Origin of the sequence: Kribbella sp. NPDC059898 (assembly GCF_042730855.1) — a bacterium.
In the GTDB taxonomy this organism is placed as follows: Bacteria; Actinomycetota; Actinomycetes; order Propionibacteriales; family Kribbellaceae; genus Kribbella.
Map to the genome: position 1 here is coordinate 220,704 of NZ_JBHWKR010000001.1, position 25,517 is coordinate 246,220.

Sequence of the window (25,517 nt, forward strand, 5' to 3'; positions counted from 1 at the left end):
CTCTTCGTGGCCGTCGTCCTGGCCCCCGCGGAACTCCGCCACGCTCACTTCGCCCGACCTCCTCGCCGACCCTGCCGATCATCGGTGCCGGATTCGAACACCTGATCGAACCATAGCCAGTCCCACGGACAGTTTTCTGATCGCCGGACGGCATCGGCCTCGCGACCGTACGCCGGTCCCGTCGCCCAAAGCCACCTGGCCGTCCACAGGGGGTGGGGAAGAGCTGTGGGTAACTTGCCGAACTCGTGTGCACAGGCTGCGCACAAGCCTGTGGATATCTGTGGGCAAGATCTCCACACGGGCACTCTGACCTGGGATTTCTCCGGTACACAGCTGTGGAGGAGAAAAACTTTCGATGCTTCTTCCGGAGTCCGGGACGGAGCAGGTTTTCCACAGGCCGAGTAAGGCACAATACCGGTTATGCCCCTGGCGCTGACACGGACTCAGGACCGCGAGATCCTCCGGCTCGCGGTCCCGGCGTTCTTCGCGCTGGTGTCTGAGCCGCTGATGCTGCTCGCCGACTCGGCGATCGTCGGCCACCTCGGTACGCCGCAACTGGCCGCGCTCGGCGTCGCCGGGACGATCCTGCAGACCCTGGTCGGGATCTGCGTCTTCCTGGCGTACGGCACCACGTCCGCGGTCGCCCGGCGGATCGGCGCCGGCGACCACAAGGGCGCGCTCGCGCAGGGCATCGACGGGTTGTGGCTGGCGCTGCTGCTCGGCGTCGTACTGGCGCTGCTCGGGCTGGTGCTCGCGCCGCAGGCCATCGGCGCGTTCCACCCGACGCCCGAGGTCGCCGGGTACGCCGTGACGTACCTGCGGATCAGCTGCTTCGGGATCCCGTCGATGCTGCTCCTGCTCGCGGCCACCGGCGTACTGCGGGGCCTCCAGGACACGAAGACCCCGATGGTCGTCGCGATCACGGCCAACCTCGCGAACATCGGGCTGAACGTCCTCCTCGTGTACGGCGTACACCTGAACATCGCCGGCTCCGCCCTCGGTACGGCGCTCGCGCAGACCGGGGCCGGGGTCGCGCTCGCGGTCGTCGTGGTCCGCGGCGCCCGGCGGGACGGCGCCAAGCTCCGCCCGGACCGCCCCGGCATCCTCGCGTCGGCGCAGATGGGCGTGCCGCTGATCGTCCGGACGCTCACGCTCCGGGCGGCGATCATCCTGCTCACGTTCGTCGCGACCGCGCTCGGTACGACGTCCGTCGCGGCGCATCAGGTGGCGTTCACGCTGTGGTCGTTCCTCGCGCTCGCGCTGGACGCGATCGCGATCGCCGCGCAGGCGCTCACCGGCCGCGCGCTCGGTGCGGGGGACGTCGCCGGTACGCGGCAGATCACCCGCCGGATGATGTGGTGGGGCCTGTTCTCCGGGGTGATCGGCGGCCTCGCGCTCTGGGGTCTGCGGGCCGTCTACGTCCCGTGGTTCACGTCGGATCCCGACGTACGGCGGACCCTGGCGGCCGTCCTGATCGTGGCGGCGTTGTGGCAGCCGGTGAACGGGGTCGTGTTCGTGCTGGACGGCGTACTCATCGGTGCCGGCGACGGGCGCTACCTGGCGATGGCAGGCGCGGTCGCGCTCGTGCTGTACGTGCCGCTGGCGCTGGCGGTGCTCTGGGCGGGCGGCGGGATCGTCGCGCTCTGGTGGGCATTCGGCGGGTACATGTTGCTCCGATTCCTCACTCTGACGACGCGGGAGCGCCGGGAGAGCTGGCTGGTCACGGGAGCTGTCCGCTGACCCTGCGGTACGGCATCGTTGAGCAGAAGGAAAGGAGCGGCATGCCCGACACCGATGACGACCTGTCCGTCGAGCTCGACCCCGTTCAGCGGGAGCAGGGCGACGACGACACCGAGGCCGCCCGCGAACGGCGTGCCGCCAAAGCGCGGGCCCAGGCCGACAAGTTCCCGACGCACGACCTCGACGACGAGGCCCGCAAGCACCTCGACGAAGAGGACGAGCAGGCCCGCCTGGACGCGGAGGACGCGACCGCCCGCAGCGAGGAGATCGAGCTCGCCGCCAAGGACGAGCAGGCGCTCGAGGAGCACCGCCTCCGCGACGAGGTCCTCGACGCCACCGCGGAAACCACCCGGGCGATGCAGCTCGCGTACGCCGACGAGCAGGCCCGCGACGTGCACCGGCAGTACGCCGCCAACGACAAGCAGCGCGGGATCGGCGATCGCGCCCACGGACGGCACGAACTCGACGAGGCGGCTGCCCGGCCCGACGACCTCGGATCGCCGGGGCTCGCCGCGGAAGGCCGGCGGTTCCAGAACCTGGCCACCATCGAGGAGCGCCGGTCCGCCGCCGAGGACCAGATCGCCGACAACTACGACGCCTCCGCACAGGAGCATCGCACCGAGGCCCGCGAGGCGCAGCCGCACGCGTCCGGCGCGGTCCGCAATCCGCCCGAGGAAGCCCCGGAGGCGCAGCTCCCCCAGGACCGCCTGCACGTCCGTGGCCACGGCCAGGTCCGGGACAAGCAGGGCAAGGCCCTCAAGCCGAACCCGAGCCGCGCCGGCACCCCCGACCTGAACATCGACCGCCGCCGGGAACGCTAGGGCTGCAGTTTTTGGGTGTGGATGATCGCGAGGTTCGCGGCGACGACCACCACGAAGACGAGGCCGAGCACCGGGTGCCCCAGGCTCCACAGGGCGGCACCCGCGAGTCCGAAGACGAGGACCTTCACGATCCAGCGCGGGACCTGCCCGCGCTTCGCCGTAGGCGCCGCGAACAGTCCCCAGAGGACCGCGGCCACGGCCGGCAGCCCGACGGCGAGCAGGATGCGGGTCGCCGTCGTACCGCCGATGTCCCAGCCCCAGCGCGCGAAGACGCCCAGGGCCAGGATCTCGACGAGGAAGGCGAGCAGCAGGTTCGCTGCCTTCCACATCTCAGACGCCGCGGATGTTCGGCTGGCGCTGGTCGAAGAACAGGCCGGCCGGCGGCTCCTGCACCGGCAGCGGCGGGATCGGGTAGTCGGTGTGCTGGTTGTTCCGGCAGGCCGCGAACGGGCCGTCCGGGTCCAGCAGCGCCATCATGTGCGGGTCGGCGTGGTCCCGCCACCAGACCGACATGCCCGTCGCCGGGTCCAGCCGCAGGTGCTCCCAGGCACGCCAGATCGAGTCCAGCCGGCTGAGCGCCTCGGCGTGCCGGTACCACTCCGGGCACCAGACGAACTGCTGCCCGAGCCGCCGCGTGTAGAGGTAGATCAGCCGGTCCTCGACGAACTCCGCGACGTGCGGGTAGAACAGCTCCTGCTCACCATCCACCGGTGTTCCCCTCGTTCTGCTCCCAGACCGGGCGCTCCGGGCCGCGCTGCTGGAGCGCCGGCTGCTGCGACGCCACCCACGGGTTGTTGCTCACCGGGATGTTCGCCGCCGCTCCGGGATCGTACTTCGCCAGCGACGCCTTCACCGTACCGGCGTCCGGCCGGGTGAACCACGGGACGGTCTTCACCAGCGTGGCCGGCTGACCCGACGACAGGACGACGGCCCGCCCGGCCGGCAGTGCGGCGAGCGCGGACACGTCGAAGATGTTGTGCCGCTGGACCTGCTGGCTGGTACCGCGCTTGCCCTCGTTGTACGACACCGAGTTGGACTGGATGTCGTACTCGCCGACCATCTTGCTCAGTCGCTCGAGGAAGTTCGGGTCCGCGCCGCCACCGCCGTACACGCGGATGTTGGCAGAGCCCCAGAGTTTCTCCATGCCGTGGTCGCCCCAGCACTCCTGGCCCTGCGCCCAGGACTGCAGGATCGTCATCAGCACGATGCCGCGGGAGCCGAAGTGCGAGTACAGGTCCGGGAGGTTCTTCCAGCGGCAGACGTTCGCGGCCTCATCCAGTACGCCGACCAGCGGCTTCGGCATCCGGCCGAGCGGGCAGCCGCGGGCGAACTGCTCGGCGGCCTCCGCGACGGCGACGGTCAGCGCGGTCACCAGCGGGCCCGCCGTACCGGCGCCTTCCTTGGACAGGCTGTACAGCGTTCCGCCCTTGCGGACGAACTCGTGCGGGTTGAACTGCGGGCGGTTGTCGTTCGGCCCGTTCGGGATCACCCAGCGGGTGACCTTGCGGTTGACCAGGAACTGCGCGCTCTGCTGCGCCGTACCGTAGACACCGGCCCGCTGCTTGTCCGGCGCGTTGATCACACCAGCCAGCGCGTCCGCGGACAGCTGCAGGCCCGGGGTGTTGCGCAGGATCCGCTCGGGCTCGTCGTTCCGCTGATCGGCGAGCCAGCTGTAGACCTGGGTGATCGGCCGCTTCGCCACCGCGGCGGCGAGCAGCAGGCCGGCCAGCAGGTCGGTACCGGCGGCGTCGAAGAACGCGTCGGTCTGCGCGCCGACCGTGCGCTGCGAGGCGACGAAGTGCTCGGCGAGCTCACGCGCCTTGGTCTCGTCGGTGATGTAGGTCAGCGGGTTCCACCACCAGTTCGGCGGCTCCTCGCAGACCTCCTGCGGGTCGAACACCCACAGCGGGCCCTTCTCCGACCGCGGACCGCGGGTGGCGTCGACGATGTCGCGCTTGTTCGAGGTGGCGATCACGCAGCCCGGCGCGTCCAGGATGGCCGGCACCGCGCGCGACGTGGTCTTACCGGTACGAGGACCCCAGATGTCGACGTGCATGTCTTCCCAGTTGCCGAAGACCTCGAGGTTGCCCTGCACCGTCCGGCCGATCAGGATGCCCGGACCCGAGTCGGCGATGCCGAGCTGGTTCGCCTTCTCCTGCGCGCCTTCGCGGGTCAGCTTGTAGATCTCCGACCGCTTCGCCATCAACGACGCCTGCCGGTCCACCCGACCGACCGACTGCTTCCGGTTCCGGACCATCCACCACACACCGCCGCCGATACCGAGCAGGACGACGACCTCGATGACCAGGACACCCGTCGCGGCGCCGGACCAGTGCAGCGTCCCCTTCGCCAGCTCGACGACCGCACTGAACGGGTTCCCGATCGCCCGCGTCTTGTTGATCGCCGACGCGACCGCCAGGGCCAGCCAGACCGAGACCGACACCAGCCCGATCAGGCCGACGATGACGAAGATGAAGACGGCCTCAGGTGAGATGCCGCCAGGTCCGGTACTCCGCTTGCCGTCGGCCATTACTCGTCAACTCCCGTCCGGGTGGGGACCCGGGTGTTCGGGTCGGGTGGCGGCAGCAGCGCCGGGTCGTCCAGGCTGTACTCGCCGACGACCGCCTCGGTGCCGTCCGGCGCGACCTCCACCATCTGCGGCTTGCCGTTCTCGCCGGTCGTCCACAGCTTGTTGGTGTCGTTGATCTCGCGTTCGACGGTGGTCAGGCCGACGTGCACCGGGATCCCGGGGCGGCCACCGACCTTGATCAGGAAGTTGCCTCGACCCGGAGGCGCGGCCTCCTTGCCGGTCGACGGGTCCCAGGCCGGCGGGTCCTGCCAGCCGATGAGCATGTTCTGCTCCTCCTGGGACATGGCCACGACCTCGGTCAGGTTGTCCATCTCTGCCCGCGGCAGACCACCGAGAACCACCATGCCGGAGCGCTCGACGAATCCCTTCGCCTTCATCCGGTCCTCCGGGTTCTGCAGCGCCAGCAGGTCGGACATGGTGTGCGAGATCATCGCCATACCGACACCGCGCTGCCGGTTCAGCCGGGTCAGCGCGTCGACCCGGTCGACCAGGCCGCTTCCGGCCCGCAGTACCCGCCACAGCTCGTCGAGGATGACGAAGTAGTGCCGCCGTGGCTCCAGGCCCGCGTCGGCCAAGGCCTGGGAGACCGCGACCGCGCCGAACCCGTACGACCAGCAGGCCAGCAGCACGGCCGCCTGCAGGCTGGTCTCGGAGTCGTCGACATTGGACACGTCGAACACCACCGGACGGTCCATCTGCATCGGGTTGTCGGTCGGCGCGGAGAAGATCTCGCCGAGCCGGCCACCGCCGACCAGGCCGATGAGTGACGCCTCGAGGCCTTCGGTGATCTGCCGGTAGCGGTCCAGGCTGCCGCGGTCGAGTGCCACGTTGCGGACCCGGTCCGGCGCGTCCTGGATGACCTGGAGCAGGTCCTTCAGGACCGGAGTGCCCTGGAAGCGCTCGTCCAGAACCTTGAGCGCCTCGTCGAGGATGGTCTCCTCGCGGTCGTTCGGGTTCTGGTTACGCATGATCGCGATCAGCGCCGACACCATCGTCTGCCGGCGGCCGTGCGCGTCGGCCTGGATCGCCTCCCGGGCCTTGCCGGTCAGCCGCAGCGCGGCCTGCCGCGACTCGCCCGGGTCCAGCACGTTCAGGTGACCGCGGCCGCGGCCGAGCTGGATGACCTGCCCACCAAGGGCCTCGATCAGGTCCTTGTAGTCCGGCTTCAGGTCGCCGAGCACCAGCGGCTGTACGCCGTACCCGGCGAGGCCGAGCGCCATCCGCCGGGTGATCGTCGACTTGCCCAGACCCGGCTTGCCGAGCACGAACATCGACGGGTTCGAGATCAGCTTGGCCCGCATGAACCAGCTGATCGGGTCGCAGCACATGGTCGCGCCGGAGAGGATGTTCCGGCCGATCGGTACGCCGACCATCGGGCTGCCGGTGCCGGCCGAGAACGGCCACATCCCGCAGACCTGGACCGTCGTACCACGCCACTCCTGCGCAGCCTGCAGGTACGTCGAGTAGCCGCCGCCCGGCCCTGGCCAGCCACGTGGCATCGGCCGTCGGCCGCGGCGGCTCGGGTCGACGGGCTTCTTCTGCTTCTTCTTGTCGCTCACTGTGACTCCCCAGATGTCACTGCGCTCAGCTCAATCATAGGGATTCCCGTAGGCCGGCGGGCACCGCGAGATGACTCGAGATCACGACGCCGAGCGGAAGGGCGGCGACGAACGCCGAGTCCTGCGAGCCGTACGCCGGCCGCAGCAGCACGCGTGCCGTGGCGCCGAGGTTGTCGACCGCGGCGACCATGTCCGGCAGCTGCTCCGCCGTCATCACGGTCCCGGTCACCACCATGCCGAAGTTGACCAGACCCGCGCCGCGGGCCTCTTCCTGGGCGGACCGGTCGGCGGCGCGGGCCTCGGCGAGGTTGCGTGCGGACGGCCGGGCGGACGTGGTGGCCCGGAACGACGCGTTGCGCTTGTCGGCCTCCACCATCCGGGCCGCCGTACCGGCGTCCAGCGGACGGTAGAGCAACGTGACGCGCTTGCGGTCGATGTCCGGGTGCGGCGCGACCAGCTGCGACAGTACCGAGGAGAACACCTCACCGCGGGGGGCCTGCGACATCTGCCAGGTCATCGACCAGGCGGAGTCGTGCCGGTACTTGTCCCAGAACGCCTGCGCGGCGGCCGGGCCGACGTCGGTCCACTGCAGCTCGGGCGGCATGCCCTGACCGCGGGCCTCGTCGATCAGCGAGGCCGACGCTGGGTCGTACGCGATCCGGATCGCCTCGCACAGCTCCTGGGCGCTGACCGGCCGGGCGGCACCCGCACCGGTGGCGTTCAGGCTCTGGGTGAGCGCGGGCAGCCGGGCCGCCAGCTCACGGCCCATGTCGTCTTCCTTGCGCCGCTTGCCACTCCGGTCGGTGCCCTTGAAGGTCAGCGCGACCCGGGCCGAGACCAGCGCGGAGCCCTCTGGGTACGTCTGCACGACCTCGGTGAGCATGGCGCGGGCGATCGGCGGCGAGCTGTCCGCCATGTTGCCGCCGACCTCGCGGCGCAGCCGGATGCCGGTGTCCGGCGCGCTCTCCACGGTGACCGAGGCGGCGATGATGCCCGGCTCATGGCCGAGCGACGCCAGCCACTGGCCCCAGTGCGCGACCCAGACGTCGACCTGTTCCTCGTCGACGAGTGAGGCGCCGTCGGGCTCGGCGTTGATGACGACGGTGAAGTGCCGGGTGGTCGGGTAGTACAGCAGCGCGAACGGCCGGCCGTACGAGTCCTGGTACTCGCTCAACTGGGAGGCAGCGGCGAGACCGGGCAGCTGAAACTTGCCCCACGCGGTCCGGCCGAGCGGGCCTGAGCGGTAAAGGTTGTGCTTAGCCATCTTTGCTCGTTGCCATCCAATGCTGGTCGAGAGCCGTTGCAGCGTCGACTGCCCGTGCTTGTCCTTGGTGATCAGCAGCCCCAACACGACACCGACGATCACCAGCGCGACGAAGGCGGACTTGACACCGCCGGTCATCATCGCGATGACCACGATCAGCAGGCCGCCCATGAGGATGCCCGTGCCGAGCATGCCGAGGCCGGCGATGCCCGCCGAAGCGGGCTGCCGCCAGTTGCCGTAGGTGCGAGGTGCGCGTCGTACGTTCTCAGCCGCTGCCACTTGGTCCGTCCGGTTCTGGTGGTGGTGGCTGGTCGCCCCCACCGTCGTTTGAGCCCTGTGCGGTGTTCCGGGTGCTGCCGCTCGGGCCTCCACCACCGCCACCGCCACCGCCGCCGCCACCTCCGCCTCCGCCGCCACCGGCGTCGCCCTCGCCCATGGTCTCGGACGCGGCCATCTGGCCGAACGCCTTGGTGGCGTCCATACCGGCCTTGACGGCGACCACCGCTACCGCGGCAGGTCCGGCGGCCGCGGCAGCACCACCGCCGGCAGCGGCCGCACCGCCACCAGCACCGCCCGCGGCACCTCCGGCCGCACCACCCGCCGCACCTCCGCCGGCTCCGCCTGCGGCACCGGCCGCGCCGCCTTCGCCGCCGGCCGCGGCAGCACCTTCACCGCCCCCTGCGCCTCCGCTACCGCTCGGGCTACTGCTGGGCGCTTGCTGGCGGGCGTTGCCCACGTTCTGCGCGCCGCTCGGGCCGTCGCTACTGCCGCTGCCGCTGTCCGAACCGGACTCGGCACTCTTGTTCGCCATGTCGCCGAGCTTGTCCATCCCGATCATCCGGGCCGCGATCATGCCGGCACCGGCCGAGCCCGCGGTCGCCGCGACCATCGGCACGATGAACCGCATCAGCGCCGGCAGTGCGAACAATGCGAGCACCAGCATCGTGACGCCGGTGACCAGGTTCATGACCTCACCCCCGATGTCCGAAGGGTTGAAGGACAGGTCACCGTTGTTCGAGGTCAGCCGGATCGCGGTGGCATAGACGATCGCGGCCACCGGTTTGTAGAGGATGAAGGCGAAGATCCAGGACAGGATCTTCTTGAACCATTCCTTCCCCATCTCGGTGTTGGTCGCGGCCGCCGCGATCGGCAGCACCCCGAGTAGCAGGATCAGCATCGCGCTCCGGACGACCATCAGCACGACCTGGATCACGCCGGCGATGATGCACAGCAGGCCGATGCAGATCAGCAGACCGATGCCCAGCGGACTGCCCGCGGTCGCGGCCCCTCCGAACCCGAGCAACAGGATCATGCCCTTGCCGAAGTCCACGTTCTGGCCGTCGGGTATCGGATCCCCGGGGCACACCCAACCGTCCGAGCCGTGCATGAGGGACGACATGACAAGGCAGCTCGAGAACTGGTCGGCCCAGCCGATCAGCACCTGTGCCACCGCGATCACGAAGGCGGAGGCGACCGCGAGGGTCATCAACCCCTTGAGCAGATCGCGGGCCGACTCGCCGCGCTGGGTCCAGGCCATCCGCATGCAGCCGACGATCAGAGCGAGGGTGGCGATCGAGATACTGAGGAACGAGGTGTGCTCCCAGACCCAGCTGACCGTGCCGCTGGCCGGCGTTCCGTCCGGATTCTGGTTGGCGTCGACGTTGCCGACAGCCGGGGTCGGCATGTGGATCCAGAAGGTGCCGATCGTGCTCATGATGACGCCGACGGCTTTTGCTATCGCGTTCAGGATTGGTTCGAAGATCAATTTGATCAAACCGTCGATTAGGGTTCCAGCACCGTTCAGGAAGTCCTGGAGCGCATTCTTGATGATGTCGACCCAGCCGAGCGCGATCATGTCAGGACGGCTTCGGTGAGACGAACCGGAGGATGGCCGGCAAGGCGACGACCGCGACGACCATGAGCGTGACGCCCATGACCATGTTCAGAGTCTCGGAGGTGCCCGCTTCCGCGCCCTTCACCGTCGGGGCGCCTCCGATCAAGAGGATGGCTGTCGCGTAGATCAACGCCGCGACAGGTTTGTAGATGATGAATCCGACCAGCCAGCCGAGTGTGCGCTTGAACCACATCATCCCCATCTCGGTATTCGTCGCGGCCGCGGTCAGCGGCAGCACACCGACCAGCAACACCAGCATCCCGTACCGGACGATCATCAGTGCCAGCTGAATGATCGCCGTGATGACCATCAGGATGCCGATGAAGATGACCAGTATGAAGCCGAAGATCTCTTGTGGGCCCTTGAGCGGATCGATCAGCACCGCGGTGAGCTTGGAGACGGCTGCATCCGAGCAGACATGCATCGCTGCCTCCTTGGCCGCCCCCGTGAGCTTGTCGAGCTTTTCACCTTCGCACTCGGCCTTGGTAGGCAGCAGGGCCGAGTTCATGATCCACCTCGAGAACTGGTCGGAGGCGCCGATCAGCGTGGCCGCGAAGGCCGAGCCGCCGGCCGACACGACCAGCAGCGTGAGCAGTGACTTCAGGATGTCGCGCAGCGGCTCGCCGCGGTGCATGTACGCCATCTGCATCGCACCCACGATCACCGCGATGGCGCCCACCGCCACGACGATGAAGTAGGTGTGGGCCTGGACCCAACTGGCCGGGCCGTTCGCGTCGACGTTCGGGGTCGAGAGGTAGATCCAGGCGAATCCGACTGCCTTGATCACACTGGCGACGGCCCCGAGGACGATGTCCCGGACCGCGTCGAAGATCTTGCCGAAGACCAGATTGACGAACCAGGAGATCGCCTGTCCTACGTACTTCTTGACGCAGTCGGGCCAGTCACCCGGGTACCACGAACAGAGAGCAATCATGAGGAACCACTGAACCTTACGTAGCCGTTGAGCGAGGACAGAATGTCCGGCTCGACCGTTCCGTTGAAGCTTCCGTCGTCCTGCAGCACCGCACGCCAGTCGCCCTTGAACCACTGCATGGTGACCATCAGCGCACCGACCCCCTGATCACCCAACTGGGTCGCGATCTGGATGATCGCCTGCGAACCGTCCTTCGGGTAGGAGACCACCTTGAAACCGACGAACTGCACGCTGGTGCTGTCCGCCGGTGTCGCCATGTCCAGCTTTGCCTGCGCGATGGCCTTGACCAGTCCGGGCCCGGGCACCACTCGCTCCTCCAGCACATCGATCGCGATGGACCGGTTCTGGACCTGGCCGAGCAGGACCATCGCCGCGAGCACGGCGCCGGTCGGCGAGTGCGCGAAGCAGTACTTGACACCGTTCGCCCTGGTCGCCGCGGGACCGCCGGCCACCTGCAGCGGGATCAGCATGCTCCCCTCGAACTGCCAGGTGACCGCCGTCGGCGCGTAGTAGCGCGGGATGGCCAGCGGCGGCTTGGCGACGTGGCAGCCGCCGACCGTGTTGTTGGCCGGCGGCGGAGTGACCCGTGGGGTCGTCGTCGCGGTCGGATCCGGCGTTGCCGGCGGTCCGCTCGGCTCGTCGGTGGGCACGTCGGTGGGTTGTCCGGTGGGCACGCCCGTACTCGGCGTCTTGCTCGCCGTGGCCGAGGGCGTACCTGATCCACCGCGCAGCACAAGGAACGCCACGAGGCTGAGGACCACCGCCACGACGACGATCGCCGATGCGACGAAGGCCCGGTTGTCGAGCATGCCGGTACCTTCGCCGTCGGTGTCGTCTCCCGAGTCCGGGGTCCTGCTGAACAGTCCCACCTACGATCAGCCTTCCGTGCAGGTTCCTACAGGTCGGGTAACCGTCACCGCAGGGCAGTCACGAGGCCGTTCGCCGCGCCGATGACGATGCAGGCGGCCAGGACCCAGCCGAGCCGGGCGGCGTGCTCGCCACCTTCACCTCGGCGCTGACCGATCGCCATCATGCCGCCGGCGATGACGATGCCGAGGCCGCAGATGATGTACGCGATGGTCTGGACCCAGGTGACGACATCGTTGAGCTTGTTCTGAATCTCCGGTGGCATGGTGGCCATCGGCAGCACGGTGGGCAGTTCGGAAGCCATGTGAAGCAACATCATGGTGAAAGCACCCTTTCAGTACGGGGCGGGGTAGTCCGCTGGGTTTGACGCGCGAAGTGCGTAGATGGATTCAAGTACTTCGAAAACCTCGTCGGGGGTGTTGTCAGGCGTAGGAGCCTCCCCTCGACGCCACTCCTCGATCCACGGAATGTCCCAGACCCTCGGGACACCTCCGCCGACGATGTCGGCGAAGTCGTCGAGCACTCGGGGCAGCCGGCCCGGGGCGTCCGCGATCAGCACCAGGCCGAGCACGGCGACACCCTGAACGACTCCCGAGGCCCACTCGATCGCGGCTCGCTGCGCGGCGCGCAGACCGGACCCGTGGGTCCGGGCGACCAGGATCACCGGCGTTGGCACCGGCGGTGGCGGGATCGGCCAACGGTGGTTGGCCGCCCGGGTCCCCGGAAGCAGCACGGACATCGTGGTCTCGCCGGCGCCACCGTGCACCCCGACCCACCACAACGTGTCCGCCGCCGGAATCGCGAACTTGGGCAAGCGCTGGTCCTCCGCGGGCGCCGGCACCCCGTGCTGCGGGGCGGACGGCCCTCGCGGGGTGATGTCCGGCTGAGGTCCCGGAGCCACTGACGCCTGCTGTTGTGGACCCGGAGACTGCTCTCGTGTCCACGGGTTCTGCGTCATGGCCCCTCCTCTCGCGTTCCGTCACAGGCAGTCGCCCACCGTATTCTCTCGCTTTCCGGGTGTACTTTCATGACCCATCCACAGGCGAGGATGTTTCTACCCCCTTGTCGGGGTCAGTCGAGCCGCCGGGCCCGCGTGGTTTCTGCGTGCCCGGAATCCCTGGCATGCCTCGTGCGGGGGACATGCTAGAACGAGGACGTCGGAACCGGATGAACGAGGGAGACCTGTGGCGGGAATGAGAGGCCATCGTGGCTGAGAAGATCCCTTCCTGGCCGAAGGTCACGATTCGGCTCTACGACGATCACAACGCCGAAGTGAAGATCGCGGGCCGTAGTCATCCGCTCAACAACTCCGATCCGCGGGCCGCCGCGCTCCAGCTGGTCGCCGAGCAGGCCGCACAACTCGGCCGCCCGATGAAGGTCACCGCGGTCGAGGCGGACGGCGCCTCCTGGCCGCTGGTCGTGCACCCGGACGGTCAGGTCGACGCGATCGACACCAACGCCGGGAAGCAGAAGCCGATCTGGCCGATCATCCTCGCGATGGTCGTGGCCGTCGTCCTGCTGGGTGGCACCGCGCTGTACCTCACCGTCTTCAGCAAGCTCGGCGACCACAAGCCGGTGGCGACCACGTCACCGAAGCTCCCGTCGCTCGCGGGGCCTGAGGTTCGCGCCGCCGACTTCGCGCCGAAGTCCCAGCCGCTGGGTTACACCGCACACGCCGACTGGACCGTCGCGATCGCCAAGGACACCACGCCGGCCGTCCGGCCCGACGGCACCGAGGTCGCGATCCTGGTACCGGACCCGGACTCGTCCGGCCTGAAGGTCGTCGTCTTCGACAGCAAGGGCAAGGTGCTGTGGCAGGACAAGGTTCCGAGGGACGCGCAGAGCCCGGTGTACACCACGATCGACTCCAAGGTCGTTCTCGCGCTCACGACCCGGGACACGCTGTACTACTGGGAGGGCGACGGCGCGCTGCCCAAGGAGATCGCCTTGCCCGACGGCGCCACCGTACAGTTCTTCGGCAAGTCGCCGCTGATCATGCTGCAGGGTGAGCAAGCCGGCGCGATGGTCGTCTCGGGTGGCGCACTCAAGGCGATCCCGGAGACTCCGCTGCTGTCGACCATCCTGCTCGCCGAGGGCGACCGGGTGCTGGTCTCGCAGTACAACGGTCCGATCTACTGGGTGCAGCCGGACAAGCCGTTGACCACAGTGGCGTTCGAGAAGCCGGGCGGGGCCGGCCAGATCAAGCAGGTCAAGGCGGCCAGCCCGGACTACGTCCTCGTCCTCTGGACCCTCGCGAAGGACCCGAGCCAGGTCATCCCGGTGGTGCACTCGACGGCCAGCGGCAAGATGGTCGCGGAATGTCATACCCAGCAGGAACACGACACCGACGACTGGGCCTGGGTCCCGGACCCGAAGCGCACGGCTGCTGCCTGGGGTGAGTGCCTGATCAACCTGTCCACCCGCAAGATCCAGATGGTCCCTGGCTTCCGGCCGCTGTCGCTGACCGGCGGGTTCATCTACGGCACGCTGGGGAGCAACACGGTCGCCATTTCGTCGAACTGGAAGCAGTACCCGTTGACGGCGGTCACGCGGCCGTGGGGCATCGCGGGTACGCACGCGATCGTGGTGTACAACTCGGTCCTCTACGCCTTGGACATCAAGTGAGCGCCCAGCGCCGGGCGGCGCGTCTCCTGGCAGCACTCGCCGCTGTCGGCATCCTGCTGGCTCCGTCGGCGCACGCGTTGGCGGGAGACAACGAGCCGCAGCCGACCGCCTGGCCGACGGTCGACCCGCCCGACAAGTTGGGACAGGCGTCGGAGCCACAGCCGGTCCAGTGGCCGTCGCCTTCGCCACTCCCAGGCGGCTGAGCCACAGAGCCCGGCACAGCCCCCGGGCTACAGCGCGTGCGGGGCACAAGCGAAGCCCGCGCCCAGCACAAGCGACGGCCCCGCGGCTTGGTACAAGCGAAGGCCCCGCGGCTTAGTACAAAGCGAAGGCCCGCGTCCCTTTCGGGGGACGCGGGCCTTCGGGTGTTGCTGCGGTATCAGCCGGCTGCGACCTCGAGGCGGACCGTGGCGGCCACCTCTGGGTGCAGCTGGACGGCGACCTGGTGCTTGCCGGTGGTCTTGATCGGCGAGCCGATCGCGATCGACCGCTTCTCGACCAGCGGGCCGCCGGCGGCCTTGATCGCACCGGCGATGTCGGCCGGGGTGACCGAGCCGAACAGGCGGCCGGTGTCGCCGGCCTTGACGGCCAGGCTCACGTTGAGCTGCTCGAGCTGGTTCTTGACCTCGCTCGCGTGCTCCTTGCCCTGGATCGCCCGGGCGTCACGCGCCCGCTTGATCGTCTGGATCTGCTTCTCCGCGCCACGGGTCCAGCCGATGGCCAGGCCGCGGGGGACGAGGTAGTTCCGGCCGTAGCCGTCCTTGACCTCGACGATGTCGCCGGGGGCTCCGAGGCCCTCGACCTCCTGAGACAGGATGAGCTTCATGGTCCGCGCCTCCCTCAGCGAGCCGTGCTCGTGTACGGCAGCAGCGCCACCTCACGAGCGTTCTTGATAGCGGTGGCCACATCGCGCTGGTGCTGCACGCAGTTCCCGGTCACCCGGCGGGCGCGGATCTTGCCGCGGTCCGAGATGAACTTGCGCAGCAGCGCAGTGTCCTTGTAATCGACGTACGTCGCCTTGTCCTTGCAGAAGCCGCAGACCTTCTTCTTCGGCTTCCGAATGATCTTGGCCATTGTGGTGCTCTCTTCCTATTTCCAGAGCCCGGCAGGGACTGCCGGAATGGTCACTGACTAGTGATGTTGGTGCGGGCCGATCAGAACGGAGGCTCCTCCATCGAGCCGCCGCCCTGGCTGGCCCAGGGGTCGTTCTGCTGGGCGGGCTGTCCGCCGCCCTGCGGGGTTGCCCACGGGTCGTTCTGCTGGTTGCCGCCACCCTGACCGCCGCCGTAGCCGCCGCCCTGGTTGCCGCCACCGCCACCCTGGAAACCGCCGCCACCCTGGTTGCCGCCACCGCCGAAGCCGCCGCCACCGCCGTCGGAGCGCGAGGTCTTGGAGATCTTCAGCGTCGCGTAACGCATGCTGGCGCCGATCTCCTCGACGTCACACTCGAAGACGGTGCGCTTGTTCCCGTCGCGGTCGTCGTAGCTGCGCGCCTTCAGGCGCCCGGTGACGACGACCCGGGATCCGCGGGTGAGTGACTCGGCAACGTTCTCGGCGACCTGCCGCCACACCGAACACGAGATGAAGAGGGTTTCCCCGTCCTTCCACTCGTTGCTCTGCCGGTCCAGCGTCCGCGGGGTCGACGCGACGGTGAAATTCGCCACCGCGGCGCCCGAGGGCGTGAAGCGCAGTTCCGGGTCACCCGTGAGGTTTCCGATCAGGGTGATGGGTGGTTCGCCTGCCATTGCCGTTCCTCCTGCTATCGGGTGTGGCTGTGTCTACAGCTATTGGTATCGGCTGGTGCCGACAGTACCGATGGCTGCTGACGACCCCAGGTTCAGTGCTGGTCCGGCCGGATGACCTTGGTGCGCAGGATCGACTCGTTCAGCGTGAGCTGACGGTCGAGCTCCTTCACGACCGCCGGCTCGGCGGTCAGGTCGACGACGGCGTAGATGCCTTCGGACTTCTTCTTCACGTCATAAGCGAGCTTGCGACGACCCCAGATGTCGAGCTTCTCGACCGTGCCACCTTCCTTGCGGACGATGTTCAGGTACTGGTCGATGGACGGCTCCACGGTGCGCTCATCGAGCTCCGGGTCGAGGATCACCATGACTTCGTAACGACGCATGCGCGAACTCCACCTCCTTCGGACTTGGCGGCCACGGTCTCTCCGTGGCAGGAGGGCGATGCGGTGCGCTCCGCGCCGGCAATTGCCACCGGCGCCAAGCAACGAGCCCGGTCGATGGACCGGGCCACACCGAAAAGAGTACCAGCGTTCGGACTGCCCCCCGAACATATCCACAGGCCTGTTGCTCGAACCGGCCAACGCCTGGCCGAACCAGGCCAGCGCGGCCCCGGCAGGCTCCGGCGGCGCCACGGTCGAACCTCACGACGCCGTACCGCGGAGGTTTGTTCAAGCATGACCATCGGATGTGCCGAGACCGAACTGGACGAGTTGGAGCGCCTCTACAGCTGCTTGCCCGCCGTACTGGACTTCGCTGTCGCCGCCTCGGAGCTGCACCGCCGCGGCTTCTTCGAGGACCTCTCGGCTGAGCTGATGTCTGACAAGTCGCGGGACGGGTACGAGACGGTCCTGCGCGGCGTGGTCGACCATCTCGTCGTCCGCCGGCATCCCCGGCTCGGCGCGGACGGCAGCATCATCGTGGACCACCTCGATCCGAGTCCCCGGATCGCCGGCACGCTCGGTGCGCTGCGCGCGGATGTACTGCCGGAAGCGGACCTCCACCTGCTGCACACGCTCGTCGAACACGAGCTCGTCCACCTCCGGCTGGCCGAGGAGTACGGAGTACCGCGGACGATCGCGGTGATCGACACGTATCGGAGGTTGGCCGCGGACCGGCGGGCCGAGCTCGCGGCCGAGGAGGTTGTCCGGGTGGCGCAGGTGCATTTCGACGAGCACCACGCCGCGATCGACGACCTCAGGCGGCAGCGGGATCGCCATCCGGCGTTCAGGGCCGCGGTGTCCGACGTACAGGCGCACCTCCAGTACGTCGACTGGCTGGAGGCGCATGCGGACACGGCTGCGATCGGTGGGCACCGGCGGGCGATCAGCGGGCGGTGGGATCGCCTGCAGGCCGAGTATCCGGAAGTACGCGAGGCGGAAGAGTCGATCGGCGAGCACGAGCGCGCGATCGGCGAGCTGTGGAACCGGCTCGAGGCGGGACATCCGCGGGTGCGGGAGGCCAGGCAGGCGATCGCCGAGCACGAAGGCATCGTCGAAGAGCAGCTGGAGTCGCTCCGTGGCGTCACCAACAGCCGGCTCCATCGTGCTGCCAACGAGCGGGCCGACTTCGAGTCGCTGGCCGCATCAGCGCCCGTCGCCTCGTGGGACGTACCGGACACCGCCGTACCCGCCGTACGACGCCGTTCGACCGTCGAGCCCATGTACGCCGAGTCCGGCGCCGAGACCGACGCCCAGCGCCGAGCCCGGCTGGCCAAGCACGAGAAGCGCGTCAAGCAGGAGCTGGAGCGGCTCCAGGAACGGGCCTTGAAGAAGGCTGGCCCAGAGCTGCAGCCGCACCTCAAAGAAGCGCTGCAGCGGATCGACAGGAGCGAAGGGCGGACCGCGCAGGAGCTACGCCGGCAGGTCGAGCTGTTGATCGAGAAGGGGCCGAACCAGGCCGGCGCAGGCAGCGTGAGCCGACTCATCAACACGGCCAACGGACTGTTCCGGGACAAGTCGAACGGGATCGACCTGGTCCAGAAGTTCATCGCGTACGGGCGCGAACTGGAGTCCACCTGGAAGGGGTTCGGTGGCAGCTACACGGATCCGAAACCGGCCCGTACGCCGGAGATCGCGGACGACTGGTTCCAGCGCGCCCAGAAGGAAATGGAAGCGCGAACGCAAGCCATGCAGGAGAAGAACATCCAGTTCATCAGAGAGCAGCAAGGCATCTCGCTGGGCGACCGCCCGATCCTGTCGCCGGAGCAGGCCAGGACACAGGAAATGGGTTCACGAACGAGGGATGCACGGGAACTAGGTTCGCGGGAGAGAGACGCCCGCGGGCGCGGTGACTGAACGATGACGCAGTACGAGGACCAGCAACGGTACGGCGAGGGTGAGTGAGGCTGCTGCCAGGACTGGGAAGCCGCCCAGCGTGAACAGCCAGGGCGACGTAGCTGTCGCCAGGGCGGACACGGTCCAGATCGAGGACTCCACGCGGCTCTCCAGCGCGGCTGACCCGAGCTGGGCGCTGCCGCCGAGGTAGCAGAGGTTCCAGGCGTACCCGAGCAGGAAAAGCGATGGTGTGACGGTCCGGGTGACCAGTACGGCCGCCACCAGCAGGCCAACGAGTCCGGCCAGCATCACCACGCGCGGCCCGGAGCGGTCGATCCACCAGCCGGTGAGTGGGGACAACGCGAACATCCCCAGGGTGTGGACAGACAGCATTACTCCCAGTACGCCCAGGCCGTCGTGGTGCAGGTGGGTGTGTACGGGTACGGCTGTCATCACCGAGACCATCACCAACTGGCCGACGACCATGACTCCGGCAGCTAGGAGCACAGGGCGCCCGCTGGTTGCTGTGGGAACCCGTGGTGCGTCAGCCGGCTTAGTACGACGGATGTACGTCGACGCGACCAGGGCGGAGAAAACCGCGGCCAGGGCCAGCAGGAACGGGCCTGCGATCGCGGGGAGGCCGGCAACGGAGGCGGCTGATTGGGACGGGGCCAGGAGGAAGGGGCCGCCGGCGGCTCCGAGCGTGCTTGCCCAGACAACCGTGCTCATTGCTCTGGACCGTTTGCTTGCGGGTGCGAGGTCGGCTGCGGCGTAGCGCGAAAGGAGAGCGGCAGCGTTGCCAGCACCCAACAGGAACATGCCTGCGAAGAGCAGAGCTATCGGACCGCCGACCGCGGACAGGACGGTGGTTGCGCCGCCGGCCACGCCCACGCCGTACCCGTAGCGGAGTGCTTGAGCGCGGTTGCGGCGGGCGGTCCAGCGTCCGATCAGCACGGCGCCTGCCGCGGTACCCAGGACGCCCGCGGTGTTGGGGAGGCCGGCCAGCGCCGGACCGAGGTCGTCGGCGATCAGGATCGCGCTGACCGCGCTGGCGGCGACCATCGCGGCGTTCATCAGGGCGGCGGCGAGAACGACGGGAGTCAGCATGCCAACCACGCTAGAAAGGCCGGGCGGTCTGCTGAATGCCAGAAGTAGGGCGTTCGGGCTTGTGCACCGTCGACATCGAAGGTGTTCTGGGGAGATGACCTTTCAGGAGCGTGAACTGGACTCCACCGACTGGCAGATCCTCGCCGCGCTGCAGTCCGACGGCCGCCTGTCGTTCAACCAGCTCGGCAAGCGGGTCAACCTCTCGCCACCCGCAGCCGCCGACCGGGTACGCCGCCTGGAAGAGGCGGGGGTGATCACCGGGTACCACGCGGAGGTGGACCCGGCCCGGGCCGGCCAGCCGCTGTCGGCGTTCGTCCAGATGCGCTGCACGACCGGCCGCTGCCTGCTCAAGACCACCCGCGCCGAGGACTTCCCCGAAGTACTCGAGATCCACAAGCTCAGCGGCAACTCCTGCTCGATGCTCCGCGTCCGCGTCACCTCGATGCGGCACCTCGAAGGCCTCTTCGAACGCCTCGGCGAACACGGCGAGATGAACACCCACGTCGTCCTCTCCACCGAGTTCGAGGGCCGCCCGGTCCAGCCGCCCGCACCGGAAACCCGCACGGTGACCCGCTCGGCCGGTTGGGGTTCGTGAACTGTCGGTTGGCGGTTCTAGGGTGGGTGCATGACTGTGAAGCTCGGTGCGCATGTGGACCAGGAGGACCCGTTGGCGGAGGCCGCCGATCGGGGGGCCGATCTGGTGCAGTTCTTCCTGGGGAACCCGCAGGACTACAAGGCGCCCAAGCTCGCGTACGCCGACGGTGAGGACGCGCTCAAGGAGCGGGCCGCCGCGGCGGGCGTGGACCTGTACGTGCACGCGCCGTACCGGTTGAACGTCGCGAACACGAACAACCGGATCCGGATCCCGAGCCGGAAGCTGCTGCAGCAGACGCTGGACAAGGCCGCCGAGATCGACGTCAAGGGTGTGATCGTGCACGGCGGGCACGTCGGGGACGAGGACGACCCGGAGGCCGGATTCGACAACTGGCGCAAGTGCATCGAGCGGGCCGAGCTGCCGGTGCCGCTGCTGATCGAGAACACCGCCGGCGGCGAGAACGCGATGGCTCGCCAGCTCGAGCGGATCGAGCGGCTGTGGGAGGCGGTGCAGGCGTCCGGCAACGACCGGCTGGAGAACGTCGGGTTCTGCCTGGACACGTGCCACTTCCACGCGGCCGGCGAGGAGCTGCCGACGATCGTCGAGCGGGTGCTGGCGATCACCGGACGGATCGACCTCGTGCATGCGAACGGGTCACGCGACGAGTTCGGCTCCGGCGCGGACCGGCACAGCAACTTCGAGGAGGGTCACATCGACCCGGCCGACATCGTCGCGGTCGTCCAGGCCGCCGGCGCCCCGGTCGTCGTCGAGACCCCGAACGCCGACAACGGCCAGAAGGCCGACCTCGACTACCTCCGGGCACACCTCACGTAGTCGGGCCCGTCGGCTTGGCGCGGTCCAGGCCGTACATCCAGTACGTCAACGCCCATGGCAGCGCGAGTGCCAGCGCAGCCTTGTGGCTGGTTGGGATGAGCAGGCCGAAGACGACTGCGAGTACGACGAGCACGGTGCTGAGCTGGAAGACGTCGAACCGGCCCAGCAGGCGGGTTCGCAGCGTGGCTTTCTCGAGTGCACAAGCGAAGTACCCGGCGACGAGTGCGATCACGCACAGGTAGGTCACCACCACGCTGAGCCAGCCGACCACGCCGAAGGCCTTGTTGGACTGGGCGATGTCGGAGAGCAGGAACGCGGCTGCGAGGAGGGTGAGCCAGCCGCACGTCCACAGGAACGTGCGCACCGTCCGGCGGGCCTTCTGCTCCGGAGTCAGCTCCGGCTCGGCCGGCTTCGCCGACTCTGCGGAAGGCCCGTCCGGCTTCACCGACTCCGCGGAAGGCCCGGCCAACTCTGCTGTCTCGTCCGGCTCCGCCTTCCCGTTCAGCTCCGCTGTGGAGGGGTCGCCGGGGTCGGCGGCCGGGGCGGGCTCGGGGTCTGGCTGGGGCATGGCAGCGACGGTAGCGCAGAATGAGGTTATGCAGCCCTGGGCGGAGCAGTTCCCCGACCTGTTCGCACCGGGGCACTGGGAGTGGGGCGAGCTGGACGTCCGGTACACCCTGGAGCAGCCGCCGGACGAGCTGATCAGCAACGCGCACGTGGTCTGCCGGACCGCGGACGGAGTCGTTGTCTGCACCAACGATCTCGGCTGGCGCTTCCTGCCCGGCGGTACCCGCGAACCGGGCGAGACGATCGAGCAGCTCGTCCAGCGCGAGCTGCTCGAGGAGGCGGGCGCGCGGCTCACCGGCCCGCTCACCTGGCTCGGCGCCCACCGCGCCGACCACCGCCGCCCGGCGCCGTACCGTCCGCATCTCCCGCACCCGGTGTCGTACTGGGCGAACTACGTCGCGGACGTGGTGATCGAGCAGCCGCCGACGAACCCCGAGGACGGCGAACAGGTCACCGACGTACTGGTGCTGCCGCCGGACGAGGCGGCCGAGTACCTCGACGGACAGGTCGAAGAGGTCAGCTCGATCGTCAGGCTGGCTCAGGCAATGCAGCTGGTTTAGCCACCTTCCACGGCAGCAGTACGGCGCTCAGCGTGCAGCAGATGCCCGCGACCCAGAGCGCACCCCGCATCCCGACCACCGTCGCGAGCACCCCGCCGAGCGCGATGAACGCCGGCTGAACACACCGCGAGCTGATCGACCACGACCCGACGACGCGCGCCATGAACCCGTCCTCGGTGACCTCCATCCGGTACGTCGCGAACGACGGGTTGAACGCCCCCGCGCCGACGAGCAGCGCCGTCTCGGCGGCGGTGAGTACGACGAACCCGCCCCACCCGTGCGGCGCCAACGGAAACAGCAGCAGCCAAGGAGCCCGCAGTACGCCGAACACCAGCAGCATCCAGTGCAGCCCGTACCGCTTGGTCAACCGCGGCGCGAGCCGGGCGCCGACCACACCGCCGATGCAGGAGACCCCGAGCATCACGCCGTAGCTCCACGGCGCGAGGCCCAGGTCGCGCAGCATGAAAACGGTCAGCAGCGGCGACGTCATCATCACCGGACCACCGAAGAGCATCGCGTTCCAGAACAGAGCGCGCAGGCCGCGATGCCGCAGGATGTACCGCCAGCCGGCCGTGATGTCGCGCTTGCCCTCGCGCTTCACCGGCTCCGGCTCGCGCTGCTGGATCCGCCGGATGCCGAGCGCCGACCCGAGGAACGACACCGCGTCGACCGCGAGCGTCATGGTCGCGCCGACCAGACTGACCAGCGCACCGCCCAGCGCCGGGCCGATGCTCAGCGACGCCCAGTTCGTCTGCTCGAACCGGCTGTTCGCCTCGGCCCGTCCCGCCGCGGGCACCAACGCCTTCAGGTGCGCGCCACTCGCCGCCTGGAACGCGATCGTCCCCGCCGCCTGCAGCACGCCCGCCACGCACAGGTGCGCATACGTCAGTACGCCGAACGCCGCCGCGACCGGCACCGACGCCAACGCCGCGAACCGCACCAGGTCCGAGGCGATCATCACCGGCCGCTTGCGCCGCTGCTCGATGAAGTCCCCCATCGGCAACGCGAGCGCCGCGCCGGCCAGCGCCGACAACGCGGCGAGCATCGAGACCTGGAAGGTCGTGGAGTCCAGGGCGAGGACGGCGACCAGCGGCAGCGCACCGAGTCCGACCGCCGATCCGAACGCACTGACCGTGAACGCAACCCACAACCGCCGGAAGTCTCGACCCAAAGACATCCCGCGATCGTAGAGCCGAGCGCCGACAGAATCAGCGCAGGTTGAGGCCGCCGTCGAGAAGGATGACCTCACCGGTCAGATAAGAGTTGTGGACAACCGCCGAGATCAGGTCCGCGATATCCACAGGTTGTGCGGCGCGACGCATCGGACTCGCGGTTTTCCACAGGTCCTGGGCTTCGGTCCACGACTCGGTGAGCGGTGTGTCGACAAGGCCGGGCGCGACCGCGTTCACCCGGACGTCAGGGCCGAGCGCGGCGGCGAGGAGCTTGGTCACGTGGTTCAGCGCCGCCTTCGACGCGGCGTACGCGATCGAGCTTCCCTTCGGCCGGACGCCCGCGTGGCTGGTGACATTGACGATGCAGCCGCCGGCGACGCGGAGTGCGGGAAGGGCCGCCGTACACAGGAGCCACGGCGCGATCAGGTTCACGTCGAGCAACTGACGCCAGTCGGACGCGGTCAGTGCGTCGAGGTCCGCGTGTGGGACGGGCCAGCTGATGCCGGCGTTGTTCACGAGTACGTCGAGCCGCCCGTGCGCGGCCAGCACCTCCGGTACGAGCGCCGCAGCGGCCGTGTCGTCGGAGAGGTCGGCCTGGTGGTACGACCCGCCGAGCTCCGCGGCCAGCTTCTCCCCCGCGGACCGGGTCGACCGCGAGTGCACCGCGACGGTCATCCCGTCCGCGGCGAACCGCCGTACGGTCGCCTCGCCGATCCCGGAGGTCGACCCGGTGACGAGCGCGACTTTCACGCGCCGTACCGGAGGCCGTCGAGGAGCAGGTTGAGCAAGCGGTCGGCCTGTTCGCGGCGACCGCCCGCGGCCAGTCCCACCCCGCTGAGGCTCAGCAGTACGTCGTCCGCGGTCACGTCGGACCGAAGCTCGCCGGAGGCCGCGCCCGCCTCGAGCAGCGGCGTTATCGCACCGACCAGCAGGTCGCGGCTCTGCGCGTACGGGTCGGCGCCGGACGCGATCACGGCGCGCAGCGCGTCGGCCATGCCGAGCTTGCGAGCCATGTAGTCGATGAAGCGATCCATCCAGGCGCGCAGGGCCTCCGCCGGCGGTAGCTTGGCGAGGAGCTCGGGGGCGGCCTCGCAGACGGCCGCGAGCTCGCTGCGGTACGCCGCCTCGATCAGCGCCTCCCGGGTCGGGAAGTGCCGGTACAGGGTGCCGATCCCGACGCCGGCGTCCTTCGCGATGCCTTCGAGGGTCGCCTCCAGGCCGCATTTCGTGAACGCCTGCGAGGCCGCGGTCAGGATCTGCCCCCGGTTGCGCTGGGCGTCCGCACGCAGCGGGCGCTCGCTCGTACTGCCCATGTCCCCTCCCCTCCGGACTCCACAACCTAGCGGAACTTGATATCCGGAGGTACCTCCGGTTAACTCGAAGATACCGGAGGCTCCTCCGGATACAGTCTAGGGACGGATGCTGATGAGCAGAATCACCACACCCTTCGGCTACGAGTCGACCGCGGCCGAGGTGATCACCGGCCTCGACCTGACCGGTCGGCGCGCGGTCGTCACCGGTGGCGCGTCCGGGATTGGGGTCGAGACCGTCCGGGCGCTCGCCGCGGCCGGCGCCGAGGTGACCCTCGCGGTCCGGAATACCGCCGCCGGTGAGCGGGTCGCCGGGCAGATCATCGAGGACACCGGCAACAACCACGTCTTCGTCGCACCGATCGAGCTCGCCGACCGCGCCTCGGTCCGCGCGTTCGCGCAGAGCTGGGACGGTCCGCTGCACGTCCTGGTCAACAACGCTGGCGTGATGGCCGAGCCGCTGCAGCGCACCCCGGAAGGCTGGGAGCACCAATTCGCCACCAACCACCTCGGGCACTTCAGCCTCGCCCTCGGCCTGTACGACGCGCTCGCGGCCGCGGGGGACGCCCGCGTCGTGTCGGTGAGCTCGAGCGCGCACCTGCGTTCCGACGTACACCTTGACGACCTGCACTTCGAGCACCGGCCGTACGAGCCGTGGGCGGCGTACGGGCAGTCGAAGACCGCGAACATCCTGTTCGCCGTCGAGGGCGCCAAGCGGTGGGCCGCGGACGGGATCGTGGTGAACGCGCTGATGCCGGGCGGCATCCGGACCGCCCTGCAGCGGCACGTCCCGGCGGACGTGCAGCAGGGCTGGGACCAGTACCGCTGGAAGACCGTCGAGCAGGGCGCGGCGACGTCCGTACTGCTGGCGGCCTCACCGCTCGTGCAGGGCGTGACGGGCAGGTACTTCGAGGACAACAACGAGGCACTGCCCAACGTCGCGGGCGAGAACACCGGCGTCGCGGCGTACGCGCTCGACCCTGAGTCGGCCGCTCGGCTGTGGGACCTCTCCGAGAAGCTGATTTGATCAAGAACCGGCTCAGCTACGGTTAACGGGGCT

General features: G+C 69.0%; 28 protein-coding genes. 9 read left to right on the forward strand and 19 right to left on the reverse strand.

Annotation, left to right across the window (positions count from 1 at the left end; all coding sequences use genetic code 11):
* Window positions 1-420 precede the first annotated feature (420 nt).
* Entirely contained in the window at window positions 421-1,740 is a 1,320-nt protein-coding gene (locus ACFV9C_RS01120; RefSeq protein WP_380189719.1) for an MATE family efflux transporter, read from the forward strand.
* 41 nt (window positions 1,741-1,781) lie between these two features.
* Window positions 1,782-2,561, forward strand: coding sequence for a hypothetical protein (locus tag ACFV9C_RS01125; protein ID WP_380189721.1), 780 nt, complete (start codon window positions 1,782-1,784; stop codon window positions 2,559-2,561).
* Here the strand turns inward: ACFV9C_RS01125 and ACFV9C_RS01130 are convergent.
* The 10 genes from ACFV9C_RS01130 to ACFV9C_RS01175 all read right to left on the reverse strand — a co-directional run bounded on the left by ACFV9C_RS01130 (window position 2,558) and on the right by ACFV9C_RS01175 (window position 12,483).
* Window positions 2,558-2,890 (reverse strand): YrdB family protein, encoded by a 333-nt coding sequence (locus ACFV9C_RS01130; protein ID WP_380189722.1) that lies wholly within the window; start codon window positions 2,888-2,890, stop codon window positions 2,558-2,560. The genes ACFV9C_RS01125 and ACFV9C_RS01130 overlap by 4 nt on opposite strands.
* Before the next feature lies 1 nt (window position 2,891).
* Window positions 2,892-3,269 (reverse strand): DUF4913 domain-containing protein, encoded by a 378-nt coding sequence (locus ACFV9C_RS01135; protein ID WP_141856453.1) that lies wholly within the window; start codon window positions 3,267-3,269, stop codon window positions 2,892-2,894.
* Complete coding sequence (locus ACFV9C_RS01140) at window positions 3,259-5,091, reverse strand: type IV secretory system conjugative DNA transfer family protein (RefSeq protein ID WP_380189725.1); 1,833 nt, start codon at window positions 5,089-5,091, stop codon at window positions 3,259-3,261. Before ACFV9C_RS01140 ends, ACFV9C_RS01135 begins: the two co-directional genes overlap by 11 nt.
* The gene (locus tag ACFV9C_RS01145) at window positions 5,091-6,710 is read right to left on the reverse strand and encodes an ATP/GTP-binding protein (RefSeq protein WP_380189727.1); all 1,620 of its coding nucleotides are present in this window, start codon (window positions 6,708-6,710) and stop codon (window positions 5,091-5,093) included. Before ACFV9C_RS01145 ends, ACFV9C_RS01140 begins: the two co-directional genes overlap by 1 nt.
* A gap of 34 nt (window positions 6,711-6,744) precedes the next feature.
* Window positions 6,745-8,253 (reverse strand): SCO6880 family protein, encoded by a 1,509-nt coding sequence (locus ACFV9C_RS01150; RefSeq protein ID WP_380189728.1) that lies wholly within the window; start codon window positions 8,251-8,253, stop codon window positions 6,745-6,747.
* On the reverse strand, window positions 8,240-9,739 hold the full coding sequence (locus ACFV9C_RS01155; protein ID WP_380189730.1) for a hypothetical protein: 1,500 nt from the start codon (window positions 9,737-9,739) through the stop codon (window positions 8,240-8,242). The genes ACFV9C_RS01150 and ACFV9C_RS01155 overlap by 14 nt, the downstream gene beginning before the upstream one ends.
* Window positions 9,740-9,830: 91 nt before the next feature.
* The gene (locus ACFV9C_RS01160) at window positions 9,831-10,802 is read right to left on the reverse strand and encodes a type IV secretion system protein (RefSeq protein ID WP_380189732.1); all 972 of its coding nucleotides are present in this window, start codon (window positions 10,800-10,802) and stop codon (window positions 9,831-9,833) included.
* The gene (locus tag ACFV9C_RS01165; RefSeq protein WP_380189734.1) at window positions 10,799-11,611 is read right to left on the reverse strand and encodes a hypothetical protein; all 813 of its coding nucleotides are present in this window, start codon (window positions 11,609-11,611) and stop codon (window positions 10,799-10,801) included. The genes ACFV9C_RS01160 and ACFV9C_RS01165 overlap by 4 nt, the downstream gene beginning before the upstream one ends.
* Window positions 11,612-11,715: 104 nt before the next feature.
* Entirely contained in the window at window positions 11,716-11,973 is a 258-nt protein-coding gene (locus ACFV9C_RS01170; RefSeq protein WP_380189736.1) for a TrbC/VirB2 family protein, read from the reverse strand.
* Between the two features lie 30 nt (window positions 11,974-12,003).
* Entirely contained in the window at window positions 12,004-12,483 is a 480-nt protein-coding gene (locus tag ACFV9C_RS01175) for a DUF6668 family protein (protein WP_325042293.1), read from the reverse strand.
* A 392-nt stretch (window positions 12,484-12,875) separates the two neighbouring features.
* Here ACFV9C_RS01175 and ACFV9C_RS01180 point away from each other — a divergent pair, with 392 nt between their 5' ends.
* A complete protein-coding gene (locus tag ACFV9C_RS01180; protein WP_380189738.1) occupies window positions 12,876-14,294 on the forward strand; it encodes a hypothetical protein in 1,419 nt (472 codons plus the stop codon).
* Window positions 14,291-14,497 (forward strand): hypothetical protein, encoded by a 207-nt coding sequence (locus ACFV9C_RS01185; RefSeq protein WP_380189740.1) that lies wholly within the window; start codon window positions 14,291-14,293, stop codon window positions 14,495-14,497. Before ACFV9C_RS01180 ends, ACFV9C_RS01185 begins: the two co-directional genes overlap by 4 nt.
* A 176-nt stretch (window positions 14,498-14,673) precedes the next feature.
* On the opposite strand, the gene rplI is transcribed toward ACFV9C_RS01185, so the two are convergent.
* From rplI to rpsF, 4 genes are all read right to left on the reverse strand, one after another.
* Entirely contained in the window at window positions 14,674-15,120 is a 447-nt protein-coding gene (rplI, locus tag ACFV9C_RS01190; RefSeq protein ID WP_380189742.1) for a 50S ribosomal protein L9, read from the reverse strand.
* Between the two features lie 14 nt (window positions 15,121-15,134).
* Entirely contained in the window at window positions 15,135-15,368 is a 234-nt protein-coding gene (gene rpsR, locus ACFV9C_RS01195) for a 30S ribosomal protein S18 (RefSeq protein WP_012924539.1), read from the reverse strand.
* 80 nt (window positions 15,369-15,448) lie between these two features.
* Window positions 15,449-16,039, reverse strand: a complete 591-nt coding sequence (locus ACFV9C_RS01200) for a single-stranded DNA-binding protein (RefSeq protein ID WP_380189744.1) — start codon at window positions 16,037-16,039, stop codon at window positions 15,449-15,451.
* 92 nt (window positions 16,040-16,131) lie between these two features.
* Window positions 16,132-16,422 (reverse strand): 30S ribosomal protein S6, encoded by a 291-nt coding sequence (rpsF, locus tag ACFV9C_RS01205; RefSeq protein ID WP_130386399.1) that lies wholly within the window; start codon window positions 16,420-16,422, stop codon window positions 16,132-16,134.
* A 291-nt stretch (window positions 16,423-16,713) separates the two neighbouring features.
* On the opposite strand from rpsF, the gene ACFV9C_RS01210 reads away from it, so the two are divergent.
* Window positions 16,714-18,333 (forward strand): hypothetical protein, encoded by a 1,620-nt coding sequence (locus tag ACFV9C_RS01210; RefSeq protein WP_380189746.1) that lies wholly within the window; start codon window positions 16,714-16,716, stop codon window positions 18,331-18,333.
* On the opposite strand, the gene ACFV9C_RS01215 is transcribed toward ACFV9C_RS01210, so the two are convergent.
* Window positions 18,292-19,419, reverse strand: a complete 1,128-nt coding sequence (locus tag ACFV9C_RS01215; protein WP_380189748.1) for an MFS transporter — start codon at window positions 19,417-19,419, stop codon at window positions 18,292-18,294. The genes ACFV9C_RS01210 and ACFV9C_RS01215 overlap by 42 nt on opposite strands.
* A 94-nt stretch (window positions 19,420-19,513) precedes the next feature.
* Here ACFV9C_RS01215 and ACFV9C_RS01220 point away from each other — a divergent pair, with 94 nt between their 5' ends.
* Together ACFV9C_RS01220 and ACFV9C_RS01225 are read left to right on the forward strand one after the other, a co-directional pair.
* Window positions 19,514-20,014, forward strand: coding sequence for an Lrp/AsnC family transcriptional regulator (locus tag ACFV9C_RS01220; protein WP_380189750.1), 501 nt, complete (start codon window positions 19,514-19,516; stop codon window positions 20,012-20,014).
* A 30-nt stretch (window positions 20,015-20,044) separates the two neighbouring features.
* On the forward strand, window positions 20,045-20,848 hold the full coding sequence (locus ACFV9C_RS01225) for a deoxyribonuclease IV (RefSeq protein WP_380189751.1): 804 nt from the start codon (window positions 20,045-20,047) through the stop codon (window positions 20,846-20,848).
* On the opposite strand, the gene ACFV9C_RS01230 is transcribed toward ACFV9C_RS01225, so the two are convergent.
* A complete protein-coding gene (locus ACFV9C_RS01230) occupies window positions 20,841-21,416 on the reverse strand; it encodes a hypothetical protein (RefSeq protein ID WP_380189753.1) in 576 nt (191 codons plus the stop codon). The genes ACFV9C_RS01225 and ACFV9C_RS01230 overlap by 8 nt on opposite strands.
* A 28-nt stretch (window positions 21,417-21,444) precedes the next feature.
* On the opposite strand from ACFV9C_RS01230, the gene ACFV9C_RS01235 reads away from it, so the two are divergent.
* Window positions 21,445-21,975, forward strand: a complete 531-nt coding sequence (locus ACFV9C_RS01235) for an NUDIX hydrolase (protein ID WP_380189755.1) — start codon at window positions 21,445-21,447, stop codon at window positions 21,973-21,975.
* On the opposite strand, the gene ACFV9C_RS01240 is transcribed toward ACFV9C_RS01235, so the two are convergent.
* The 3 genes from ACFV9C_RS01240 to ACFV9C_RS01250 are packed head-to-tail and all read right to left on the reverse strand — an operon-like array spanning window position 21,944 to window position 24,460.
* A complete protein-coding gene (locus ACFV9C_RS01240) occupies window positions 21,944-23,152 on the reverse strand; it encodes an MFS transporter (protein ID WP_380189757.1) in 1,209 nt (402 codons plus the stop codon). The genes ACFV9C_RS01235 and ACFV9C_RS01240 overlap by 32 nt on opposite strands.
* Window positions 23,153-23,183: 31 nt before the next feature.
* Window positions 23,184-23,897, reverse strand: coding sequence for an SDR family NAD(P)-dependent oxidoreductase (locus ACFV9C_RS01245; RefSeq protein ID WP_380189759.1), 714 nt, complete (start codon window positions 23,895-23,897; stop codon window positions 23,184-23,186).
* Window positions 23,894-24,460: a TetR/AcrR family transcriptional regulator gene (locus tag ACFV9C_RS01250; protein WP_380189761.1), complete on the reverse strand. Its 567-nt coding sequence runs from the start codon at window positions 24,458-24,460 to the stop codon at window positions 23,894-23,896. The genes ACFV9C_RS01245 and ACFV9C_RS01250 overlap by 4 nt, the downstream gene beginning before the upstream one ends.
* A gap of 112 nt (window positions 24,461-24,572) precedes the next feature.
* Here ACFV9C_RS01250 and ACFV9C_RS01255 point away from each other — a divergent pair, with 112 nt between their 5' ends.
* Window positions 24,573-25,484: an SDR family NAD(P)-dependent oxidoreductase gene (locus ACFV9C_RS01255; protein ID WP_380189763.1), complete on the forward strand. Its 912-nt coding sequence runs from the start codon at window positions 24,573-24,575 to the stop codon at window positions 25,482-25,484.
* The last annotated feature ends 33 nt before the right edge of the window (window positions 25,485-25,517 follow it).